The organism is Ruegeria sp. CK1, assembly GCF_056536545.1.
This window is the reverse complement of the sequence record NZ_JBQFPX010000001.1, coordinates 261458-283275: the sequence shown is the minus strand read 5'-3', so window position 1 is coordinate 283275 and position 21818 is coordinate 261458. Positions and strand designations below refer to the sequence as shown.

Annotated in this window: 27 protein-coding genes and 1 tRNA gene; 14 read left to right on the top strand and 14 right to left on the bottom strand. The window is 56.2% G+C overall.

All coding sequences use genetic code 11. The features are described from left to right. The first annotated feature begins 72 nt into the window (after positions 1-72). Positions 73-792, top strand: coding sequence for a 1-(5-phosphoribosyl)-5-[(5-phosphoribosylamino)methylideneamino]imidazole-4-carboxamide isomerase (gene hisA, locus ACR0L3_RS01425; protein WP_480743058.1), 720 nt, complete (start codon positions 73-75; stop codon positions 790-792). A gap of 1 nt (position 793) precedes the next feature. Here hisA and ACR0L3_RS01420 read toward each other — a convergent pair whose 3' ends face one another. Beyond that, the gene (locus ACR0L3_RS01420) at positions 794-1240 is read right to left on the bottom strand and encodes a DUF302 domain-containing protein (protein WP_480743056.1); all 447 of its coding nucleotides are present in this window, start codon (positions 1238-1240) and stop codon (positions 794-796) included. A gap of 117 nt (positions 1241-1357) precedes the next feature. On the opposite strand from ACR0L3_RS01420, the gene hisF reads away from it, so the two are divergent. The 3 genes from hisF (at position 1358) to ACR0L3_RS01405 (ending at position 3073) form a co-directional block, all read left to right on the top strand. After that, entirely contained in the window at positions 1358-2119 is a 762-nt protein-coding gene (hisF, locus tag ACR0L3_RS01415; RefSeq protein ID WP_480743054.1) for an imidazole glycerol phosphate synthase subunit HisF, read from the top strand. Further along, positions 2116-2433, top strand: coding sequence for a phosphoribosyl-ATP diphosphatase (locus ACR0L3_RS01410; protein ID WP_480743053.1), 318 nt, complete (start codon positions 2116-2118; stop codon positions 2431-2433). The genes hisF and ACR0L3_RS01410 overlap by 4 nt, the downstream gene beginning before the upstream one ends. 73 nt (positions 2434-2506) lie before the next feature. Further along, positions 2507-3073, top strand: a complete 567-nt coding sequence (locus tag ACR0L3_RS01405; protein WP_480743051.1) for a hypothetical protein — start codon at positions 2507-2509, stop codon at positions 3071-3073. A gap of 3 nt (positions 3074-3076) precedes the next feature. On the opposite strand, the gene ACR0L3_RS01400 is transcribed toward ACR0L3_RS01405, so the two are convergent. The 4 genes from ACR0L3_RS01400 to rlmB form a co-directional block, all read right to left on the bottom strand. After that, complete coding sequence (locus ACR0L3_RS01400; protein ID WP_480743050.1) at positions 3077-3547, bottom strand: CoA-binding protein; 471 nt, start codon at positions 3545-3547, stop codon at positions 3077-3079. 198 nt (positions 3548-3745) lie between these two features. Next, positions 3746-4198: a YHS domain-containing (seleno)protein gene (locus ACR0L3_RS01395; protein WP_480743049.1), complete on the bottom strand. Its 453-nt coding sequence runs from the start codon at positions 4196-4198 to the stop codon at positions 3746-3748. Between the two features lie 106 nt (positions 4199-4304). After that, a complete protein-coding gene (locus ACR0L3_RS01390) occupies positions 4305-4619 on the bottom strand; it encodes a hypothetical protein (protein ID WP_480744640.1) in 315 nt (104 codons plus the stop codon). Then, positions 4600-5373: a 23S rRNA (guanosine(2251)-2'-O)-methyltransferase RlmB gene (rlmB, locus tag ACR0L3_RS01385; protein WP_480743047.1), complete on the bottom strand. Its 774-nt coding sequence runs from the start codon at positions 5371-5373 to the stop codon at positions 4600-4602. Before rlmB ends, ACR0L3_RS01390 begins: the two co-directional genes overlap by 20 nt. Positions 5374-5489: 116 nt before the next feature. On the opposite strand from rlmB, the gene ACR0L3_RS01380 reads away from it, so the two are divergent. Further along, a tRNA-Tyr gene (locus tag ACR0L3_RS01380) sits at positions 5490-5573 on the top strand. A gap of 309 nt (positions 5574-5882) precedes the next feature. Here the strand turns inward: ACR0L3_RS01380 and ACR0L3_RS01375 are convergent. Together ACR0L3_RS01375 and ACR0L3_RS01370 are read right to left on the bottom strand one after the other, a co-directional pair. Further along, on the bottom strand, positions 5883-6404 hold the full coding sequence (locus ACR0L3_RS01375) for a DUF2478 domain-containing protein (protein WP_480743046.1): 522 nt from the start codon (positions 6402-6404) through the stop codon (positions 5883-5885). A gap of 71 nt (positions 6405-6475) precedes the next feature. Next, a complete protein-coding gene (locus tag ACR0L3_RS01370) occupies positions 6476-7141 on the bottom strand; it encodes an NnrU family protein (RefSeq protein ID WP_480743044.1) in 666 nt (221 codons plus the stop codon). Positions 7142-7296: 155 nt separating this feature from the next. On the opposite strand from ACR0L3_RS01370, the gene ACR0L3_RS01365 reads away from it, so the two are divergent. Beyond that, complete coding sequence (locus ACR0L3_RS01365) at positions 7297-7959, top strand: DNA-3-methyladenine glycosylase I (protein ID WP_480743043.1); 663 nt, start codon at positions 7297-7299, stop codon at positions 7957-7959. A gap of 41 nt (positions 7960-8000) precedes the next feature. Next, a complete protein-coding gene (locus ACR0L3_RS01360; protein ID WP_480743042.1) occupies positions 8001-8687 on the top strand; it encodes a hypothetical protein in 687 nt (228 codons plus the stop codon). 3 nt (positions 8688-8690) lie between these two features. Here ACR0L3_RS01360 and ACR0L3_RS01355 read toward each other — a convergent pair whose 3' ends face one another. Next, on the bottom strand, positions 8691-9095 hold the full coding sequence (locus ACR0L3_RS01355; protein ID WP_480743040.1) for a c-type cytochrome: 405 nt from the start codon (positions 9093-9095) through the stop codon (positions 8691-8693). A 94-nt stretch (positions 9096-9189) separates the two neighbouring features. Here ACR0L3_RS01355 and ACR0L3_RS01350 point away from each other — a divergent pair, with 94 nt between their 5' ends. Next, positions 9190-9627 carry a DMT family transporter gene (locus ACR0L3_RS01350; protein WP_480743039.1) on the top strand — a complete coding sequence of 146 codons (438 nt, stop codon included), beginning with the start codon at positions 9190-9192 and terminating at the stop codon, positions 9625-9627. On the opposite strand, the gene ACR0L3_RS01345 is transcribed toward ACR0L3_RS01350, so the two are convergent. After that, positions 9611-10297, bottom strand: coding sequence for an ABC transporter ATP-binding protein (locus ACR0L3_RS01345; protein ID WP_480743037.1), 687 nt, complete (start codon positions 10295-10297; stop codon positions 9611-9613). The two genes, ACR0L3_RS01350 and ACR0L3_RS01345, sit on opposite strands and share 17 nt — an antisense overlap. Then, the gene (locus ACR0L3_RS01340) at positions 10290-11585 is read right to left on the bottom strand and encodes a lipoprotein-releasing ABC transporter permease subunit (protein WP_480743035.1); all 1296 of its coding nucleotides are present in this window, start codon (positions 11583-11585) and stop codon (positions 10290-10292) included. The genes ACR0L3_RS01345 and ACR0L3_RS01340 overlap by 8 nt, the downstream gene beginning before the upstream one ends. A gap of 367 nt (positions 11586-11952) precedes the next feature. Between ACR0L3_RS01340 and ACR0L3_RS01335 the strand changes: the two genes are divergently transcribed. Beyond that, positions 11953-12303, top strand: a complete 351-nt coding sequence (locus ACR0L3_RS01335; protein WP_480743033.1) for a hypothetical protein — start codon at positions 11953-11955, stop codon at positions 12301-12303. A 140-nt stretch (positions 12304-12443) separates the two neighbouring features. On the opposite strand, the gene proS is transcribed toward ACR0L3_RS01335, so the two are convergent. After that, positions 12444-13784, bottom strand: coding sequence for a proline--tRNA ligase (gene proS / locus ACR0L3_RS01330; RefSeq protein ID WP_480743031.1), 1341 nt, complete (start codon positions 13782-13784; stop codon positions 12444-12446). 167 nt (positions 13785-13951) lie between these two features. Between proS and ACR0L3_RS01325 the strand changes: the two genes are divergently transcribed. From ACR0L3_RS01325 to ACR0L3_RS01305, 5 genes are all read left to right on the top strand, one after another. Beyond that, on the top strand, positions 13952-15316 hold the full coding sequence (locus ACR0L3_RS01325; RefSeq protein WP_480743030.1) for an FAD-dependent oxidoreductase: 1365 nt from the start codon (positions 13952-13954) through the stop codon (positions 15314-15316). Further along, entirely contained in the window at positions 15316-16290 is a 975-nt protein-coding gene (locus ACR0L3_RS01320) for an isopenicillin N synthase family dioxygenase (RefSeq protein WP_480743028.1), read from the top strand. The genes ACR0L3_RS01325 and ACR0L3_RS01320 overlap by 1 nt, the downstream gene beginning before the upstream one ends. Positions 16291-16381: 91 nt before the next feature. Continuing rightward, positions 16382-17455, top strand: a complete 1074-nt coding sequence (locus tag ACR0L3_RS01315) for an AI-2E family transporter (protein WP_480743027.1) — start codon at positions 16382-16384, stop codon at positions 17453-17455. Continuing rightward, positions 17456-18145, top strand: a complete 690-nt coding sequence (locus ACR0L3_RS01310) for a P-loop NTPase family protein (RefSeq protein ID WP_480743026.1) — start codon at positions 17456-17458, stop codon at positions 18143-18145. Positions 18146-18194: 49 nt separating this feature from the next. Further along, entirely contained in the window at positions 18195-19739 is a 1545-nt protein-coding gene (locus tag ACR0L3_RS01305; protein ID WP_480743025.1) for a Ppx/GppA family phosphatase, read from the top strand. A gap of 3 nt (positions 19740-19742) precedes the next feature. Here the strand turns inward: ACR0L3_RS01305 and ACR0L3_RS01300 are convergent, their stop codons facing one another. Genes ACR0L3_RS01300 through ACR0L3_RS01290 form a run of 3 tightly spaced genes read right to left on the bottom strand, consistent with a single transcriptional unit; the run spans position 19743 to position 21814 of the window. Next, positions 19743-20117, bottom strand: coding sequence for a hypothetical protein (locus tag ACR0L3_RS01300; RefSeq protein WP_480743023.1), 375 nt, complete (start codon positions 20115-20117; stop codon positions 19743-19745). Positions 20118-20154: 37 nt separating this feature from the next. Then, a complete protein-coding gene (locus ACR0L3_RS01295; RefSeq protein WP_480744638.1) occupies positions 20155-21129 on the bottom strand; it encodes an endonuclease/exonuclease/phosphatase family protein in 975 nt (324 codons plus the stop codon). A 4-nt stretch (positions 21130-21133) separates the two neighbouring features. Further along, positions 21134-21814: a TerB family tellurite resistance protein gene (locus ACR0L3_RS01290; protein WP_480743022.1), complete on the bottom strand. Its 681-nt coding sequence runs from the start codon at positions 21812-21814 to the stop codon at positions 21134-21136. Between the last annotated feature and the right edge of the window lie 4 nt (positions 21815-21818).

Below are 21818 nucleotides of genomic sequence, written 5' to 3'. Positions count from 1 at the left end.
GCGTCGCGTTGCATCCCCTGCCCCGCTTGTGCGATACGCCGCCCGTGTAACACTGATATAGGGCCGCCCAAGATGATCCTCTACCCCGCCATCGACCTCAAAGACGGCAACGCCGTTCGCCTGCTGCGTGGTGAAATGGACAAGGCCACTGTATTCAACGAGGATCCGGCAGCGCAGGCCCGTGCCTTTGTCGAAGCTGGTTGCGAATGGCTGCACTTGGTGGATTTGAACGGCGCTTTCGCTGGCGAACCGGTCAACGCTGCCCCGGTCGAAGCGATACTAGAGGCTTGTGACGTACCTGCCCAATTGGGCGGTGGCATTCGCGATATGGCCACGATTGAGACTTGGATCGAAAAGGGTCTTGCCCGTGTTATTCTCGGAACCGTGGCCGTCGAGAACCCCGATCTTGTGCGCGAAGCCGCAAAAGCCTTCCCCGGCAAAGTCGCTGTCGGCATTGATGCGCGTAACGGCATGGTCGCCACGAAAGGTTGGGCCGAGGAAACCAACGTGCAGGTCACTGACCTGGCCCGCAGTTTTGAAGACGCGGGCGTCGCCGCGATCATTTACACAGATATCAATCGTGACGGAGCAATGCAGGGCCCAAACATTGAGGCCACTGCAGATTTGGCCCGTGCAGTTTCGATCCCGGTGATTGCCTCTGGCGGTGTCAGCTCGCTGAACGACCTGATTGCCCTGCGTGATTGCGGAGTGGAACTGAACGGAGCAATCTCTGGCCGCGCGCTCTATGATGGCGCGATTGACCTGAATGAGGCCATCCGCGCCCTGAGTTAACTTACTGCGCCGCGACCGAAGTCAGCTTAGCCAGCGCGCCACGCATCTTTTCGATGACGGGCGATTTCTCAACATCATCAAGTTCGTCCATGGTCTCTTTTGGGTCTTCATAGGCCAGCCAGACCTGCCCGTTCTCATCCTCGTATGCCTGCACCTTTAGCGGCAGGAACAGCCCGGCGCGTGGGTCGATCTGCATGGCGGGCGTGCCAAGCGCCGGGTTGCCAAATATCAACACCTGATTGGCGGGGATGGTCTGGCCAACCTTTTCAGCCCCTGCCGCATGATCAATACGGGCAAAAACCGTCGCACCGGCATTGCCAACTGCGGTCTCCAGCGCATCAAGCGCCTCGGACACAGATTTGTCGGTGTTCACCTTAATGATATCGTCGGCCATTGCTGCGACAGTTCCTCCAATTACGAAAGCGGTTGTCAAAATGAGTTTACGCATCTTATTGATCTCCTGTTGAATTTAGGGACAGTTTCCATGTGATTGAGGGATGTGACAATCACAAGTCTGGCATCGGCGGGGGTTTGCCGGTAGAGGTGCGGCAACGAAGGATGACCCATGCTGAAAACCCGCATCATTCCCTGTCTCGACGTCGCCGATGGCCGCGTGGTCAAGGGCGTAAATTTTGTCGGCTTGCGCGATGCAGGCGATCCGGTGGAATCGGCCAAAGCCTATGATGCCGCTGGTGCCGATGAGATTTGTTTTTTGGACATCCACGCCACTCACGAAAACCGTGGTACAATGTTCGATGTGGTGCAGCGCACGGCAGAACAGTGCTTTGTCCCGCTGACCGTCGGCGGCGGAGTCCGCACCAAGGATGACGTGCGCGCTCTGCTGCTGGCAGGCGCGGACAAGGTCAGCTTCAACTCTGCCGCAGTGGCAAATCCGGATGTGATAGCTGAGTCAGCCGATCAGTTTGGCAGCCAATGCATCGTCTGCGCCATTGACGCCAAGACCGTGAGCCCTGGCAAGTGGGAAATTTTCACACACGGTGGCCGCAAACCGACCGGCATCGATGCCGTCGAGTTTGCCAAAACCGTCGTCGCCAAAGGCGCAGGGGAAATCCTGCTTACATCGATGGATCGGGACGGCACCAAGGCGGGGTTCAACCTGCCTCTGACGCGCGCAATTTCGGACGCAGTGGATGTGCCGGTGATCGCCTCGGGTGGCGTGGGAAATCTGGACCACCTTGTCGAAGGCGTCACCGAAGGCGGGGCCAGTGCGGTCCTTGCCGCCTCGATCTTCCATTTCGGGGAATACAGTATCCGCGAGGCCAAGGAACACATGGCTGCTGCCGGCATCCCGATGAGGTTGACATGAGCATTCTCCACGATTTGGCTGCAACCATTGAGGCCCGCAAAGGAACTGACCCGGACTCCAGCTGGACCGCCAAGCTGCTTGCCAAAGGTCCTGAAAAATGCGCCGAGAAATTTGGCGAAGAGGCCATAGAGGCCATTATCGAAGCCATCAAGGATGACAAAGCAGGTCTGACGGCTGAGGCTGCAGATGTATTGTATCACCTGTTGGTCATGCTTGCCGCGCGCGACGTGGCGCTGGACGATGTGCTGGCCGAACTGGTCCGCCGCCAAGGCATCAGCGGTATCGCAGAAAAAGCCGCTCGTCCCAAAGGGTGAGCGACGGGGTTCCGTCCTTTCGCGTGTGCCACTATGATCAGGCTTCACAGTCCGCAGATCAAAGGGCGCAAGAATGATCAGAGCTTTGGCCATTGTTCTGGCCCTTGTCACGCTGTCAGCGTGCGCAACCGCACCGCGATCAACCGGGGACGAAGTACAGCGCTTGGCCATTGAAATCCGCAGCCTGGGCCCTGACATTGACCCTGAAGAGGCCGACCGCGCTGCCAGTATTGCCTATTCCTATACCGCGCAACTGGTGCAGGAGTATGAGATCACTGACCCACCCTTGATTCACAATGCCAAGGTCAACAAGGGCCTACGCCCACGGGGACTTTGCTGGCATTGGGCGGAAGACATCGAACGTCGATTGCAACAAGAGAACTTCAAGACGCTTGAACTGCACCGCGCTATCGCCAATGCAGATAACCCGTTTCGCATCGATCACAGCACCGCCATCATCAGTCGCAGAGGCGAGACGATGTATGATGGAGTGGTGCTTGACCCATGGCGTTACGGCGGTGTTCTGTTCTGGTCACCTTTGACGGAAGACACCAAATATGAATGGGTGCCACGTGAGGTTGTCTTGGAAAAGCGCCGAGTGGAACAATACGGTGAATTGCTACCATATGCTGGCGGTTAGCTTTCACAGCTTGGACGATATAACACCCGTAGCAAACCCACCCATACGCAATTCCCCAAACAGACGCTGATATTCAATCTTGGGGCACCGATTCATCACGACATCTACCCCCTTTGCTTGCGCGGTCGCGGCGGCATCCGCATTTTCGACCCCGATCTGCATCCAGATCGTGCGCAGATTCGGGAAGGCCGCCAGAGCTTCATCAACAATCGGAGGTACGGCTTCGGAACGGCGAAAGATGTCGACCATGTCCACTGGCTCGGATATTTCGGATAAAGAAGCCCGAACTGTTTGGCCAAATAGATTTTTCCCAGTGTGGCCTGGATTGACTGGGAAAACCGTGTACCCTTTCAACGACAAATAACGCGCCACGTAATAGCTGGGCCGGACCGGATTCATTGAAACGCCAACCACAGCGATAGTTTTCGTGCGCTGCAGAATGTTTTTCAGGAAAGCATCAGAATAGTTCGTCATGCCTGCACCCTATGCTGGTCGCCCAAAAGAAAAAAGCGCCCAGGTCGAACCTGAGCGCCAGTTGTTGGAACGAGGGACAGTGAAATGACCCGCGGCAGTTCCGTTCCGCGGTCACTGTGACATTTAGGCATAAGTTGAGAGAAAAAAAGAGGGCGCGCGCACTTTTGTGATGACATGTCACAAAAAGCGGAAAATCGCCTACTCTTCGTAAAGGATAACAGGCCAATGTGCCTCGGCCATTCGAATGTATTCGGCTGACGCTTTGCGCCACATCTGCTCAACCTCGGCTGAATGGGTCAGGTACAATCGGCCATCAATCACCTGCCAGGCCATCGGATCAGTACTAACAAGAACACCTTGCGCCATGGCATACGCACAATAACCACCGAATTGAGGTGCAAAGGAACGAGGATCGCGTTCGAAGGCATCTCGATTTTCGGCATTTACAAAGTGCCACTCCGCCCCTTTCCAAACCACAGCATATTCCGCTTGGCCTCGAACCGGTACACCACCATTGAAGTAGGACACCGCATCAAATCCGGCCATAGCGGCACCGTCGGTCGCGTAGTAAATAGCTTTCTCCTGCGCTTTTACAGCAGGAGTGATCAGAGCGGCGGCCAATAGGCCCAGCAGAAAACGTCGAGTCAGCATCGCGAATACAGGTTCAGAAACATCAGGGTCTCAAAATGCAATTTTTCAGCCCAAGTTGAACCCCATTTAACGGGGTTGTGATCACCTGTGTCGCGGGAATACCACGTCAGTCAAAGATGTCTTCGATAACATCCCACGCCTCGTCCATCACGCGCGAGAAAACACTCTTTTTCTTTTTTTGCTTCTTTTTCTTATGACCAGCCGGAGATTTTGAATAATCGCGTTTGGACTTGCTCTCAGTCAATTTACGCTTGGGAACCATTTTAAGGTCGTGCAGCGGTGCGCCGCAGCTGGAACAGCTAAGCTCATGGCGTTGCTGCCCTTTCAAAACCAGCGCAGCGCGGGTTCCGCAATAGCAGCAGGTGGCGATTTTGGACGGGCTGGTAATGGCGCTCTCCTGTCTATCTGTGCCTGGAAGCATATAGGGCAATTGCAGCCGCATTTGAGACGTTAAGCGATCCAAACCCGCCTGCTGCGTCGATTTTCACCAGCTGATCAACTGTTTCTTTGGTTTTTTGCCGCAATCCCGGCCCCTCTGCCCCCAACACCAATGCCACAGGTCGATCCAGTCTACCGTCCAGAGCTGTTTCAATCGTCTCATCAGCTTCGCCATCCAGCCCCAGAACTAAGAATCCCATATCCTGCATTTCAACGATTGCGTCGGCCAAGTTGCGAACCCGCAGATAGGGTTGTCGTTCCAACGCGCCGCTCGCGGTTTTAGCCAGCGCACCCGTCTCCGGCGCCGAGTGATGCCGTGTACCGATAACGGCGCTGGCCCCCAGCACCTCGGCCGAGCGTAGAATCGCGCCGACATTGTGTGGGTCAGTAACGCGGTCCAATAGAATCACGCGGGGATGTTCGCGTCCAATGCAATTCTCAGCCAGACCACCCCAATCCAGCGGCTTAACCTCAAGAGCCGCGCCTTGGTGGACTGACCCCTGATCGATCGGCGCAGTAAATTTACGCGGATCAACCATTTCGACCTCAATCCCTGCAAATTCAATAGCTTCGACCAGTTTGTCGCGCGCATTGCGCGTCACGATCAGGCGCAGTTTTTGCCGGTACGGGTTCATCAACGCGTCGCGTACAGCGTGCAATCCGAACAGCCAGACGGTTTCCGCAGCGGCTGCTTTACGCGCCTGTTCTTTTTCAACGACCCACTTGGGTTTCTTCATTTCTTGGGCCTCCGGGCCGGGAATTCGGTTTCCTGCGTCAAAGCAGTATTTTCCTGTTGACGCTTCTTTAAGGCGCTAGTAATCACGCCTCCACGTCAGGTGCAACGCCTGACAGTGGGCGACAGGCCGCAAGGTGTGGCAGGGGACTGTAACTCCCTCGCGGAGACGCACGCCTGGTTCGATTCCAGGGTCGCCCACCATCTTCCTAAGATGGTTACGATGCGCAATGTGCAGTTAATTCGGTAAAATGTCCGATTCATCAACTATTTTCTAATGACTCGAGACCGGCGGCGCGACGAGCAGTGTAAGAACCGCGTTACTTTGACTTAGGCGCAACAATGAGGCACCACTTAGAGCAACCTTTTAGGAACATGGACAGGTATATATCACGCGGCGCCTGACACTCGGGCGCACGAGAGATTTCCTGGCACACCTAGTCCGCTTTTGCTGCTCCCACCCGACTCTTCTAAGACCGGGGCTTACTGTTACTTACGAGACAGAAGGTTTCTTCACGCAGCGGCTGAGCGCTGTGAATTGACACGCTCGAACCATGCAGAAATAGCCTCTAGTTCGGGCGCGATCTGCTCGGCTGCACCATCAGTGAAGGCCTGGAACTTTTCGGCGTTCAGGCCATTCACACCAACCAGTACCGGGATGTCCTGAGCAAGCGCCTCTGCAATTACCGGGCGAAAACCTCGACCATCGGATTCATGTTTGCCAAACTTGTTGATGATTAAAAGCTCCGGCGCATCTTCCAGTGATTTGGTAACCAAGCCCACAGCTTGCTCCAATGCTGCGGGATCCAGACGACAACCCCGCGCATGTTCACCTAACGACTGTGATATGCGAATGGTTTCTACGTTAGGCAAAACGCGAACATCCATATCGCACTTGCTGCTGTCTACGCATTCGGTGTTCGTTTGCACCACCCCGGCCAGACGGGCCCCCTTGGATAGAAGGTGTTCAGCAGCTGCGCTGAGCAAGCGATCGGTCGCACCGCGGTCGGTGGTCGTGACATAGGCCAGATACATTTAAAGACCCTCATAGTCTGAAGTGTGATATTGCAGATAGCACGCTTAATCCGGTCCGACCACTCCCCGTGTTACGGCAAGGCCGAAACGCCGATTACAGAGGCGTGCAGGTGAAGCAGAACGGCAAAGACAGCAAGCGCAACCATACCGATCCAAAGACTTGGCCAAGGAGATGGAATACGCAAGGAAAACCGTGACGTGTTTCGTGACAGGCGCGTCCACTCGATGCCCATTTCGCGCGCCTTTCGCTTGTCGATCAACGCCATACCCCAAACAGCGAACCCAGCAAACAGGCCGAACAGAAGAACATGCGATAAGCTTCCGTTGCCCAAAAGATGTGCGAGCGCCCACAGCATCAAGGCCGCAAGAAGCGGGTGGCGCGTAACCCTCAGGATACCGGGTTTATCCGGATCAAATGGTCGATGCCCCAATCCACCGAAAGAAAATGGGTTCTGGGTCGCCAGTCCAGCCACGGCGAGCCAGCACACCACCGGCATGACCAGCAGCGGAACCCAGCGCAGGACGGTGAGCGGAGGAATGACCTCGACATAGGGCGCTTGTGCTGCAGCTACGATCAGCCAGCCCAGCACCAGCAGGGACAATAGGGAATAGGCTGCGAAATATCCCTTGCGCCCCATTATCTCGATCAGCCGGCCACGCACGGCGGGCTGCGCCGGGATGGCGTGGGTCAGAAGAAAAGTGATCAATGCAGCAAGAAATAGGGTCCAACCCAGCATTGCAACCTCCGTCAGTTCTGATCCCGCTTTAAGCCCCACCGCCTGCTTGGTCTTTGTCCGAAATCAACTGAGATGACACGTTTAAAATTGTCGGGAACGTCAAGTGCACCTTGCAACCCAACGTGGAACAGGCAACCCTAACTGCGGAGGTAGCGATGCACCATTTCGACGAGATTTACACTTGGGCCGCCAATCGCCACGGTGGGCCTGAAGCCCTAGAGACAAAACTGACCAAACCCAAAACCGCGGTCGAACTTGCCGCCCTGCCGGACGATCGTTGGCTTTCGATCATCACAAAATGCATCTTTCAGGCCGGATTCAATTGGAAGGTCATCGAAAACAAGTGGGACGGGTTCGAAACCGCCTTTGACGGGTTCGATATTGGACGTTGTGCCTTCATGGATGATGAGAAGTTCGACGCCCTATTGCAGGACAAACGCATCGTGCGTAACGGCACCAAGATCGCCACTGTTCGGGACAATGCGGCCTTTTTGTTGGAGCTGCGCCAGGAAGGTGGTGTGGGTAAAATTCTAGGAGGCTGGCCCTCGACCGATTACATTGGCCTGCTGGCAATGCTGGCCAAGCGCGGGTCACGTCTTGGCGGGGCCTCGGCCCAATACGCTATGCGGTTTGCAGGGCGCGACAGTTTCATCCTATCGCAAGATGTAACTGCACGCCTGATTGCCGAAGGTGTCGTCGACAAGGCTCCGAGCTCAAAAAAGGCGATGGCAGCCGTGCAAGACGCCTTCAACACATGGATGGATCAGTCCGGGCGGTCGCTGACGGAAATAAGCCGCGTTTTGGCTATGAGTCTTTGAAAACAAGTTGCAGAGCGAAAGCATCAGATTAGGCTTTTAGTATGGCTTGGCGCATTTTGATGACGTTATTTTTCCTGCTCGCCTCCTGCGGTCGTCCGCTTACGGATCAGGAGCGCGAATTTGCGAGTGCTGTTCAGGGTGACACGCTGGACCTAGACCGAGTGCGCCTGGTTGAAGGCGCACCAGTCGCGCCGATAACCTATTATCGACAATCCCGCCCCCGCCTTGCCTGCCGAGAACGCATTCTACCACCTGCGGAAGAGGGTGTTGTGACTGGAAAACCTGCGGCAGTGGCGTTGTTCAACAAAGTCTATTTCACGCAGGACTGGTATCTTGAAGACTATATGTCCGACTTCCCCGAGCAGATGAATCTAATCGCGGCCATGTTGCTGGCGCATGAACTGACCCATGTCTGGCAATGGCAGAATCGAAAAGTCACCGGGTATCACCCGTTACGGGCCGCTGCAGAGCACAGCGGCGGCAAAGACCCCTACTTATTCGATCTGGAAACATCGCCTGACTTTCTATCTTACGGCTTTGAACAGCAAGGCGCGATTGTCGAAGAGTATGTCTGTTGTCGGGCGTTAGACCCGCAGGCCCCCCGCACCCAGCGCCTACATGACATGCTTGGCGCGCATTTCGATTTGTCCCAACTGCCCGACCAGCCACGCGAACGCGATATCGTAATCCCTTGGGGCGGTGCGGAAATTGAAGACATTTGTCGCTAGGGTCTATTGCCCTTGAAGAGTTTCGAGATAAGCAACCAGATCCACTATCGGCTGGCTGGTCAAAATCGGCTGCCCCTCGGGTGTTTTCATCGAGGTATCCTGCCCGTCGAAATACGGACCATAGACCGGCATCGGGCTACCATGGCTCACCAGCGGGTCGCGACCGTCAATTCGCGCCACAACACGGGCTACCGGAAAAACACCGTTCTCATCTACCAATTTGGTCAGGTCGACCGGCTGAACAACCAACACACCCGCCATCGGGCCATGACCAGTTGCGTCGATCCCGTGGCAAGTAGCGCAATAATGCCGGTACAGCTCAGCCCCGGTATCCACGTCCTGTGCTGCAACCTGCGAGGCCACCACAAACACCCCAACTGAAATTGCCGTCTTAAGCGGTCTGATCATTGCATCCTCCTGTCACGCTTGACATTTGCAGGCTTGCCCGCCGGGTGTCTTGGCGCAATGATCCAGATCAACGAAGAGCAGGAGGATATGGGCAATGACACAATACGCAGCCATCATGCTGGCCGCGGGGATTGGCGTTCCGATCCTTGCAGCGCTGAACGCCGCTCTCGGGAAACTTATTGGGTCCCCGACCACGGCAGCCGTTGTCCTGTTCGCCATCGCGTTCGGAGCTTCCGCGCTGGTGATGTTGGTTTTCCCAGGGTTGGGGGCGCTGGTTAAAGTTGCACAAGCACCCAAACACCTGCTGCTGGCAGGCGTGTTGATTGCCTTCTACGTCCTATCCATCACCCATGTGGCGCCACATTTCGGTGTTGGAAACGCGGTGTTCTTCGTGCTTCTGGGTCAGCTTATCAGCACCGCAGCCATTGACCACTTCGGGCTATTTGGTGCCCAAATCACACCTTTAACTTGGGTCCGTGCGGGCGGTATTGCGGTTATGGCAGCGGGGGTCGCCATCACTCAACTGGCTTGAGCATTCCACCTTCCAAACGCAGTTTGCGATCCATCCGCGCAGCTAGGTCCATGTTATGCGTGGCAATCAGCGCCGAGAGCCCCTCGTCCCGCACCAGCGCCATCAGGGCATCGAACACCTGATCCGAGGTTTCGGGGTCCAGATTCCCTGTCGGCTCATCGGCTAACAGAATACGGGGCTTGTTCGCCAAGGCCCTACAGAAAGCAACACGCTGCTGTTCACCGCCAGACAAGGCCGCGGGGCGGTGATCCGCACGTGGCGCAACGCCCACGCGATCCAGCAGAGACATCGCCCTCTCTTGCGCGGTTTTCTCGGAAACACCATTGGCCAGCTGTGGCAGGGTGATGTTTTCCAAGGCCGTGAACTCGGGCAGCAAATGGTGGAACTGATAGACGAACCCTACGTCCTGCCGCCGCAGGGCCGTACGGGTACGATCCCCTTTACCCTTAACGCTGTGCCCCGCAATCTCGACCGAACCGCCATCTGGTGTGTCCAGCAATCCCGCAATATGCAGCAGGGTCGACTTGCCCGCCCCAGAAGGCGCAACCAGTGCCACCGCCTCGCCAGCGCGCAGTTCAAGATCAGCACCGCGCAGCACCTGAACCTCACCCGGAGTGCCTTTCAGATAGGTCTTTGTCAGACCATTCAGCCGCATCGTCACATCATTCATAGCGCAGCGCCTCAACCGGGTTCAGCCGCGCCGCGCGGCGAGCGGGGAAGTAGGTGACAAAGAAGGACAGACCCAACGACAGTCCAATCGCCTTCAGCACATCCGACAGGTGTAACTCGGCCGGCAGGGCATAGATGCCACGAATGGACGGATCCCAAACCCCGCCGCCCATGACAAAGTTCACGAATGAGAAAATCGGGTCTATATAGATTGCAAACAGGCATCCCAATACAACGCCCATCGCCGTGCCGATAATCCCCGTAAACGCGCCACAGATAAAGAATACACGCAGGACTGATCCTTCACTCAGACCAATGGTACGCAGAATACCGATATCGCGCCCCTTGTTCTTCACCAACATGATCAAACCCGAGACAATGTTCATTGCTGCGATCAAGACCAGGATCGAAAGGATGATGAACATCACGTTGTCTTCGACTTCCAACGCGCGCAGGAACCCGCCCGAGGCATCCTGCCACGTCCATATCTGGCTGCGCTCGCCCGCCGCCTCAAGGATCGGGATCAGGATCGGTGTCAATTCTTCCGGGCGATCAACCATCACCTCGATCTCATCCGCAACGCCTTCCCGGTTGAAGAAGCTCTGCGCCTGCTCGAACGGCATATAGACCCGGGTGCGGTCGATATCATAGCGACCGGCTGAGAATACATAGACCACACGATACGCATTCACGCGCGGTGAAGTACCGAAGGCCGTCTTTACACCATTGGGCGAAGTCAATTTGACCGTATCCCCCACAGTCGCCCCGATACTGCGCGCAACGCCTGAACCGATGGCGATGACGTCTTCGCCGTTCTGAAACAGCGATAAGTCCCCAACCACCTGCTCGCTTTCGGCAACGCCCGGCAGGTCCAGCAGGTCATCCGGCTGAATGCCGAATACCTCGACCCCGCTACTGCGGTCGCGATTGGTGATCAGCACCTGTCCTTTTACCAATGGCGCTGCCCGTTCTACGCCGGGAACCTGAGCAATGCGATCAGCGACGTCGTCGTAGCCCTCGATCGTCCGGTCTAACCGGCCCTGCGCATCAATGTTGCCTGCCGAGTAAACCGTAACATGCGCATTGGCACCCAGAATTGTACCCACAAACTCTGACCGAAAGCCGGATCGTACAGCCAAGGTTGCAATCAGGGCAAAAACAGCCAGCGTAATCCCAATCAGAGAGATCCAAGTCATCACGCTTACGCCACCTTCGGCCCGGCGCGCGCGCAGGTATCGCCAAGCGATTTTCCATTCAAATGGGGCAAAGGGCGGGGGCGTCTTGGCCATATCTGCTCCGGCTTTTTCAGTTCGACGCGACCCTTTCGGCATTTCACCGGATGGTCAAGCTGGTTATGGGCATCCTGCGCGGCAATGCGCAACTCCTGGCTTCAAACGGTGCGCGAATCACACCTGAAATTCACTTACTTCCCTCTACTTTTGGGGAAGCTATCTACATTCACTATACCCGCAGTTGTGATGCGCTTCACAGACAAGCCGCTATTGTTTCAACTATGAAGTTAATAGGCATGTTGCGTGTAGAACTGAATTCAAAATGCAACAATCATCGTGCAACTTTGTTTCGCCTTTTGATTATTTTGAGAAACTTTGTCACCCTGAAGCTAGGGGGATACCATTTTAAGAGCGGGAGACGCTCATGTTTGTAAAGAGTAATACCGAAATGCTGGACCCGATTTTGGTCCGAAATGCATCAACCGATCTGGATTGTGAAACTGCGGCGCTTTTGCGTGCAACAATTCGCCCCGTGTTCGACACAGCTGCAAGCTGGGCCAGTTTAACCGATATACTAAAAGACAAAGGATATCGTCTGGTGTTCCGTCAGGGGCGCTTGTGCATCACGGATCGCACGACAGACGAAAGAGTCTGTGGGATACGTTTTCTAGGGTTTGAACTCAGGGAGTTGGTCAGACGCTTGGGACGCCCGATTGTGGTCGCACGCGGCAACAGCGCGGATGGCGACATTCTGGCGGAACGACCAAGACCATAATTACGTTTCAACCCTGACAGAGACGGATCATGCGTCGCTAAGACTTCGTCGGGCATTGTTGCGCGGAGTTTCAACCCCGCGCCTCGTTCATATTAAGTTCGTTACTGGGCTGAGAACCAAGAACCGCGTCGCCCTTCTTTTCAGGCAATTTGCTCATAGATTTCTGCAACTTTTGTAACTGCGGCCTCGGGGCTCAACTCTTCGCTTTCGCCATTACGACGACACGTCAATTCAACGACACCGTTTTTTAGCCCGCGCGGGCCGACAGTGATGCGCCACGGCAGACCGATCAGGTCCATGGTCGCAAACTTGCCACCGGCCCGTTCATTGCGATCATCGTAGAGCGGTTCAAGCCCCAGCGCAGTCAGCGCGCCATAGATTTTGTCACAAGCGGCGTCTGCTTCCGCGTCGCCCTGCTTGAGGTTCACGATACCGCAATGAAACGGAGTGACACCCTCGGGCCAAATAATGCCTTTTTCGTCGTGGCTGGCTTCGATGATTGCGCCGATCAGGCGGCTGACACCGATTCCGTGGCTGCCCATATGGACGGGAACTGGCTTGCCGTCAGGGCCTTGAACCGTGGCACCCATAGCTTCGGAATACTTTGTACCAAAGTAGAAAATCTGCCCCACTTCGATACCACGTGCTACGCGACGACGCTCTTCAGGAATCTGATTGAACAGCGCTTCGTCATGCGTTTCGTCAGTACGGGCGTACTTAGAAGTGAACTCCTCTAGGATCGCCTGACATTGTTCACGGTTGTCGTAGTCGATCTGACGATCACCAAAGGTCAGGTCAGTGACGGCGCTGTCATAGAACACCTCGGACTCGCCTGTATCGGCCAGAACCAAAAACTCATGTGTGTCATCGCCGCCAATCGGGCCGGAATCGGCGCGCATCGGGATCGCTTGCAGGCCCATGCGTTCGTAGGTGCGGAGATAGCTAACCAAATGACGGTTATAGGCGTGCAGCGCGTCTTCTTTGGTCAAATCGAAATTGTAGCCGTCTTTCATATAGAATTCGCGACCTCGCATCACGCCAAAACGGGGGCGGATTTCGTCGCGGAATTTCCACTGAATCTGATACAACGTCAGCGGCAGGTCTTTATAGCTGTTGACGTGACCGCGGAAGATATCCGTCACCAGTTCCTCGGCGGTGGGGGTATACAGCATGTCGCGGCCGTGACGGTCCTGCATCCGTAGCATTTCCTGACCGTAGTCGTCATACCGGCCGGACTCGCGCCACAGATCCGCCGATTGCAGGATCGGCATCTGGATCGCGATGTGACCTGCCCGCGCCTGCTCCTCGTGGACAATGTTTTCCAGCTTACGCAGGACTTTGAAGCCCAGCGGCAGCCAGGAATAGATCCCGGCGGCAGCCTGTTTGATCATCCCGGCACGCAGCATCAGCCGGTGGCTGACAATCTGAGCCTCGGACGGGTTTTCCTTGAGAACGGGCAGAAAGTAACGGCTGAGGCGCATAATTTAACCTTGAAGGTGAGTTTTCACTTTTCAGGTGATTATTCCAAACCCCCGCTGGGAGCAATCGGCCATTGGCGATTTTACGACCTCAGGTCAGTCGGTTTTTTGATTGACCCGCCGATCAGGAATTTCAAATGTAGCGAAATTGTAAAATCGCCGAGGCCCCAATGCAGACTATTCAGGAACCCGCCCGCAAGATCCCAGTCGTTCATCAAACAGATGTTCTGGTCGTCGGCTCGGGCCCCGCCGGCCTTGCGGCTGCGCTCGCAGCGGCGCGCGCAGGGACCGAGGTGTCCTTGGTCGACCGGTTCGGCTGCATGGGCGGCAACATCACCGCAGTAGGCGTCGAAGGGTTTGCCTGGTATCGCCATGAACAGACGGTCGAGGCTGGTGGCATCGGCATGGAGTTCGAAACCCGCGCTAAGGACATGGGCGCGGCTGTACCGGAAAGCCAATCGCTGAGCTACGAGCTCGACAGCGAAGGGTTCAAGCTGGTGGCCGACAAACTGGTCGAAGAGGCAGGTGTCCACCCGATGCTGCACCGGCAGTTCGTTGCGCCCATCATGGACGGCGACCGGATCACCGGCATCATCACCGAATCCAAGGCCGGGCGCGAAGCCATTCTGGCAAAAGTCGTGATCGACGCCACCGGAGACGCCGATGTGGCCCATCGCGCCGGAGCACCGACGCACAAAACCGCGCGTGAAGACATGATGGCCGCCTCGGTCATGTTCCATCTTGCCGGTGTCGACAAGCGCGCCTTTATGGAAGGCGTCAAGGCCGATCCGCAAACCTACAAGGACTGGGGTGGCGGTGGCGAATGGAACATCGAGACCTCCGGTAAAGAAGACGACATGTTCTCACCCTTCGTGCACAAACCATTCCAGCAGGCAATTGATGAGGGACTGATCCCGCCGCATCTGAACACCATCGCGGGCACCTGGGGCGCGATGCACGACACGGGTGAGCTGACCTACATGAACCTCATCCACCTGGCCGAGATCGATGGAACCGATCCCGACAGTCTGACCCGCGGCGAGATCGAAGGCCGCCGTCAGTCGATGCTCGCCATCGAGGCACTGCGGCGCTTTATGCCCGGTTGCGAGAATGCGCGCCTACGGAATTTTGGCATGACCATCGGCATCCGCGACACCCGCAAGATCGACGCCGTCTATAACATGACCGAAAACGACGCCCGCCATCAGGGCAGGTTCGAAGACACGATCGGCATCTACCCTGAATTCATAGACGGGTACGGTATTTTGATCCTGCCTACCACGGGGCGCTACATGCAGGTTCCTTATCGCTCGATGCTACCCAAAGGGATCAAGGGCCTGCTGGTTGCAGGACGGTCGCATGGTGCCGACAAGGTTGCACATGCCGCTACCCGCAACATGGCCTGTTGTGCCGTCATGGGTCAGGGTGCCGGGATCGCGGCGACCCTGTCGCTGAAAAGCAATCAGGAGTTGGATGAGCTGAATCTGACCCCAGTTCATGCAGAACTCGGTCGTCAAGGCGTGAGGATTCACTGATGGAGCGCATTCCCACGATTGACATCACTCCTCTATACGACCGCTCGCACCCGGAACACGGTCAGGTTGTCGAAGACGTAATGAACGCCTGTACCGATATCGGATTTTTGTCGATCACTGGGACTGGCATTTCTCAGGAAACAGTCGCAAAGGTTCGATCCTGCGTTCAGGATATTTTTGCCATTGAAGAAAACGCCAAGTGGGATCAAGCGATAACTCGTGAGAACTACCGCGGGTTTATACCGATGGGTTTCTTTACGCCGAATGACGGCTCGGGCCATGCCGACAAGTACGAAGGTTATAAGCTGCATTACGAAGTGGCCGAAGACGCGCCTATCCGCAGCGATTGCGCACTTTACGGCCCAAATGTGTGGCCTTCACAGGTGCCCACCGCACGTGACACCATTCTTGATTATTGGTCACAACTGGATCGCGTGGCTGACACTATTTTGGGCGCGCTCGAATCCGGGCTAGAGTTACCCGAGGGTCAATTGCGCCATGCATTCCAAGACCCGATGACCAATGTGACCCTGCTACACTATCCCCCTCAGGCACCGGACGAGGGCGGCTATGGTATTCACCCCCACAAAGATACCGATGCTCTTACGATCATCTCTCCCGATCCGGTTGGCGGGCTCGAGGTGCAAACACGCGACGGCGGCTGGATCACACCGGATTGTCCGCCGGGTGGGTTCATAGTCAATATTGGCGACATGCTGGAACTATGGTCGGGCGGACGCCTGAAATCCACGCCGCATCGGGTGGTCAACCGCTCGGGTAAGGAACGCTATTCGTTTCCTTACTTCGCTGTGCCGCGCCACGACGTAGTAGTCGCCCCTTTATTACCTCCCCTGCCCGGTTTTGATCGCCCTGCTGTTCACTGCGGGCACTGGTCAGCCGAAATCTGGCGTACGAATTGGCCAGATGAGACAGCTGGCGACACCACTCCTGAGTTGGGCACGCTCAGCGACTAGCTTTGGGATTTCGTCCCAAGCATGAAGCGCTTGCATCACAACGCCGCATAAGCCAAGAACACCAACAAGGGCCGAAACCAAGAGGACAGCCATGGCTTTGCCGGTGAAGGATCAACTCAGATACTGGGGGATTGCGGCAGTGGTCTTTGTACTGCTGCTGTGGGCGCTTGGCGATGTTCTTCTGCCCTTCGTGATTGGCGGAGCCATTGCATATTTCCTCGATCCGATCGCCGACCGGCTTGAAAACCTGGGTATGTCGCGTATGGCGGCAACTGGGATCATAACCATCGGCGGCGTGTTAAGCTTTGTTCTGGTCATCCTGATGGTCGTACCCGCCCTGATCACTCAGTTGATTGATCTGATCGAGGTGATGCCCAGCCTTTTCAAGGAACTGCGTGGCTTCATCGAAAAACAGTTCCCGTCACTATTGGACAGTGAATCCAGCTCGCACCAGTTCCTGGTGTCTCTGGGCGAAACTTTGCAATCCAAAACCGGGGATGTCCTGCAATCGGTCGTGGCTTCACTGGGTTCAGCGATCAACGTTGTGGTGCTTCTGGTGATCGTACCTGTGGTTGCAGTTTATTTGCTGCTGGATTGGGATCGCATGATCGCCCGCATAGGCGAGCTTCTCCCCCGCGACCACGCCCCCACGATCAAGCGTCTAGCAGGCGAAATTGACGATGTATTGGCGTCGTTCGTTCGCGGAATGGGAACTGTATGTCTGATACTGGGCACCTACTATGCTGTGGCGCTGATGATTGTTGGCCTTCAATTCGGACTGATCGTGGGCTTCATCGCTGGACTGGTGACGTTCATTCCTTATCTAGGCGCTCTCATAGGAGGCACCCTGGCAATCGGCCTAGCGCTGTTCCAATTTTGGGGTGATTGGGTGCATATCGGTCTCGTCGCCGGAATCTTTGCTTTGGGTCAGGTAACCGAAGGCAACTTCCTGACGCCCAAGCTCGTTGGTCATTCGGTGGGGCTGCATCCTGTCTGGCTTCTGCTGGCGCTTTCTGTATTCGGTGCGCTGTTCGGCTTTGTCGGCATGCTGGTTGCTGTGCCCATTGCCGCTGCACTGGGTGTTGTCGCACGATTCCTGACCTCGATGTATCTGGACAGCCGCCTGTATACCGGCCTCGATGGGCTTAAGCAGGAAGACGAGTAAATGGCCCAACAACTAAGCTTTGATCTTCCAGCGAAAACCGCGCTGGGACGTGAGGATTTCTTTGTCTCTCCGGCCAACGCGTTGGCTGTTGCCATGATTTCGGCCACTTCATGGCCTGGCAACAAACTGGTGCTAAGTGGCCCAGCCGGGTCGGGCAAAACACACCTGGCCCATGTCTGGGCGGCCGAAACTGGTGGTCGCATTATTCAAGCCCGCGATGTTCGTTACGAGGACGTGCCTCAACTAGCTTGCTCTCCAATAGCGGTTGAAGACGTCCCGATGATCGCGGACGATCCTGACCAGCAGAAAACCCTGTTTCACCTCCACAACCTCGTGTTGGCCGAGGGCAACGCGTTGTTGATGACCGGGCGACTTGCTCCGAAGCTGTGGGAACTGCCGCTACCCGACCTACAAAGCCGGATCGAAGGCGCGCATCATGTGGCGCTCGATCCGCCCGATGACGCCCTACTGGGCGCAGTTCTGGCAAAGCTTTTCGTTGACCGCCAGCTAAACCCCGGCCCTGACGTGATTGCGTATTTGGTCAAACACATGGATCGGCGCTTTGAGACTGCGGCCGAAGTGGTCGAGCGCCTGGATAACCTGGCCCTGTTGGAAAAGCGCGAAATCACCCGCGCGCTGGCCATCAGGGTTCTACACTCGGACATGTCGGATATAGCATCCGACAATTGACCGAGACCCGGCGATTTCGCATTCTGGCACCGGAATATCTGGAAGAGACATGGATCAGACCACATCAACTGACATCCCGGACTGGGGGCCTTTCGGAAAACCGTTGTTCGACGACCCCGAGGCGCGCGCCTTGTCGCGCGTGGGTGTGGTTGATGTAGGATCAAACTCGGTCCGGATGGTGATCTTTGACGGCGCGGCGCGGTCACCGGCCTATTTCTTCAACGAAAAGGTGATGTGTGAGCTGGGTGCCGGCCTTTCGGAAACGGGGCGGCTGAACCCTCGCGGACGCGAACGGGCTCTGGCTGCCCTGCGCCGGTTCCGCCAACTTGCCGACGATTTAGGCCTACCGGGCCTGCATGTCGTTGCCACAGCAGCCGTGAGGGAAGCATCGGACGGACCTGAGTTTTGCGACGAGGTTCACGCGGAAACCGGGCTTACCGTTCAGGTCATCGACGGCGGCGAAGAAGCCCGCCTTTCTGCACAGGGTGTGCTGTTGGGATGGCCCGGTGCCTACGGCCTGATATGCGACATTGGCGGTTCATCCATGGAACTTGCCGAGATCGGCGACGGAGAAGTCGGGCACCGCCTGACTTCCGCACTAGGACCGCTGAAACTGCGCGATATCAAAGGCGGACGACGCGCCCGCAAGGCGCACATCAAGGCAACGATGGAAGAATTGCGCGATCAGTTGGGGCCACAACGCGACAGACTTTTCCTTGTGGGCGGCAGCTGGCGCGCATTCGCACGTCTGGACATGTTGCGCCGGGGCTACCCCCTGAACGTGCTGCATGAATATCGGATGACTAGAAAACAAGTCCATGAAACTCTCAAGTTCATCGAAAAGGGTGACCCGGACAAATTGCGCAGTCTGGCTGGTGTTTCCAGCTCTCGTATGTCGCTGATCCCTTATGCAATGGATGTTCTGGCAAGGCTGATCCGAACCTTTAAACCCAAGGATATCGCGATCTCAAGCTATGGCATTCGCGAGGGCTTGCTGTACGAACAAATGCCGCAAAACCTGCGCGACCGCGATCCCCTGATCGAATGCAGCCGATTTTCTGAGGCAAAAGACGCTCGCCTGCCCGGCTTTGGTAAGCACCTGTATGACTTTGTTATGCCGATTTTCAAATCGGCCCCTGAATCGCGCATTCGCTTGATTAAAGCTGCCTGCCTTCTGCACGATGTCAGCTGGCGAGCCCATCCTGACTACAGAGCCGAGGTCTGTTTCGATTACGTCACACGCGCCAATTTGGGGGGATTGAAGCATTCCGAACGGGTATTTATCGGCCTCGCCCTTCAGCATCGATACCGCAACAAACGCGAAGGCAATCGGTTTGCGCCCCTATATGAACTACTGGACGAAAAAGACCAGCAACAAGCCGAGATTTTGGGTAAGGCTATGCGGTTCGGTGCCATGCTGAGGATGCAAAGCAACGCAAACATGGGCACCCTGCGCTTCTTTCCCAAAAAGCGGGCGCTTGAACTTCTGCTACCTACAGCCAGTCGTCCCTTGTTTAACGAAGTCGCCGAGTCCCGTCTCAACTCGCTGGCGAACGCGCTGAAATCCGAAATCCGCGTGATCGTAAGGGATTAGCGGTCAAATTTCCGTCGCGCCGTCGTCTTTGTCTTCAATTTCTTCCTGCGTCTCAGGTTCTTCCTGCGACGGCTTTTTGCGGATGATGATGTCGCCATTGGGCAGCATCTCGGGCGCTTCGTAGGCGCTCCAATCCTCGATCTCACCCGCAAGTTCAGCCAAAGCAGGACCCATCTCTTCAAAGAATGATTGCATGGCTGGGCCAAACTGATTGACCAACCCCTGCAGATCCTCCAGCGCAGGTTCCATTTCCTGCCGCAAGCCTTCAAAAAACAACTCGGCCCCCTGCTCCATCAGGGATTTTCCGGTGTCTTCTTCAGCATGGGCTGGAGCGGCCAACAGGGCCGACAGGACGCAAATCGAAATAAGATGCTTCATGAATAGAATATAGCCCGTGCAACGTGGCGATGAAAGGTCACAGCTCGATATCCAGTGTGACTGGAAAATGGTCTGACGCCGTTAGCAAAGCCCGGTGTAGGTCTGGTTCGTTTAAGCACCCGGAATCGTTGAAGGGATGCCAGATACGCCAGACCGGCCGTCGGGCACGCAGATTGTCACTGACCATGATGTAATCCAACAGAGCTTCGAGGTATCCGTCTTCGCGCGCAAACCTGGCTGTTGAGTGTGTCAAGTCGGCCTCGACAGCATGCGGATCGAATAATCCCGCTTGCAGCAGTATCTCAACCGAGGAACGCCCGAACAGGTTTTCGAACTCGTCCAAACCCGGCCCGTCGTTCAGGTCACCCAGTAAGATTACCGCCTCTTCAGCATCGATATGCGCGCGTACCCGCCGCGACAGCCACACCGCCTGTGCCAGCTGTTTACGGCGGTTGGCGATTGAAATGCGGATCGCTTCGTCTCGCGATCCGGCCCCGTGCGGCGCTTTGGATTTCAGATGCGCCCCTATAAGCCGGAACTGCTTACCTGCTTGGGTCTGTACAACCAGCTCCATCGGAGGTTTGGAAAAGCGCACTTGATCCTCTGTCGCATCGATATCGAGATCAAGGTGAAACACATCATCAAACCGTGGGGCCGCCTGATCACCTTCGGCCGGCTCGTGCCGCACCACCAACGCCTCAGGGTCGTAAAGCAGGGCGAGTTCCTGGTGGGTATCATTAGGGAAACCCATCACCGCGTGCGTGGTGCGCAAATCGAACACCTCGGCAAAAGTTTGCAACGCGCGGATAGTGTTCTGGGATTTCCCGGTATTAGGGGCCTCGACTATCAGGATCGCATCCGCGTCTATCGCAGTCAAAACCTTGGCAATGGCCTCAACCTGTTGGGCATTGGTGACGTTGTGGCGACCTGACCAGCTGTCATCGACGATCAGGTTGTCATTTCGGTCAAACAAATTGGCGAACCATTCGACATTATAGGTCGCCAGCCGCATGCCATCAGGCCCGCGCGCCGTTGATCTCATCCCAGGCGCGGTTGATGTCGATCATCTTCTTTTCAGCAAGTCGAATGGCTTCTTCAGGCACTCCACGGGCCATCATTGCATCCGGGTGGGTTTCCCGCACCAGCCGGCGCCAGACCTTGCGTATATCGGGCAACGGCATGTCGCGCGCCACCCCCAGAACCGTGTATGGATCCTTGGGCGCATCTGGAACGAAACGTTCGCGTAATGCCATGAACTGCGCTTCGGTCTGCCCGAAAATCCGGCTGACTTCCTCGAGAAATTCATTCTCGTTTGGGTGATAGAACCCGTCCGCCATAGCAATGTGAAACAGCCCCTCCATCAAATCGCAGAGGGTCGTGCTGTCGTCGGCAAACATCCGAGCGATCTTGCGCGCATAGTCCTGATAGCCGGCGACGTCTGTACGGGCCATATCAAATACACGGGCTGCTCCTGCCTCGTCTTCACGCGCGATCTGGAAGACGTCGCGAAAGGCCGTAACCTCATCCCGCGTCACCTGACCATCGGCCTTTGCCATCTTCGCACCCAACGCAATCACCGCGATTGCAAACGCGACCGAGCGTTCGGGTGGCGTGCGCAGCTTCTCAAATACAGCCGTCAGGCTTTCGCCCTGGGTAAGCGCGCTAAGCGCATCGGATATACGGGTCCAGATCGACATGAGG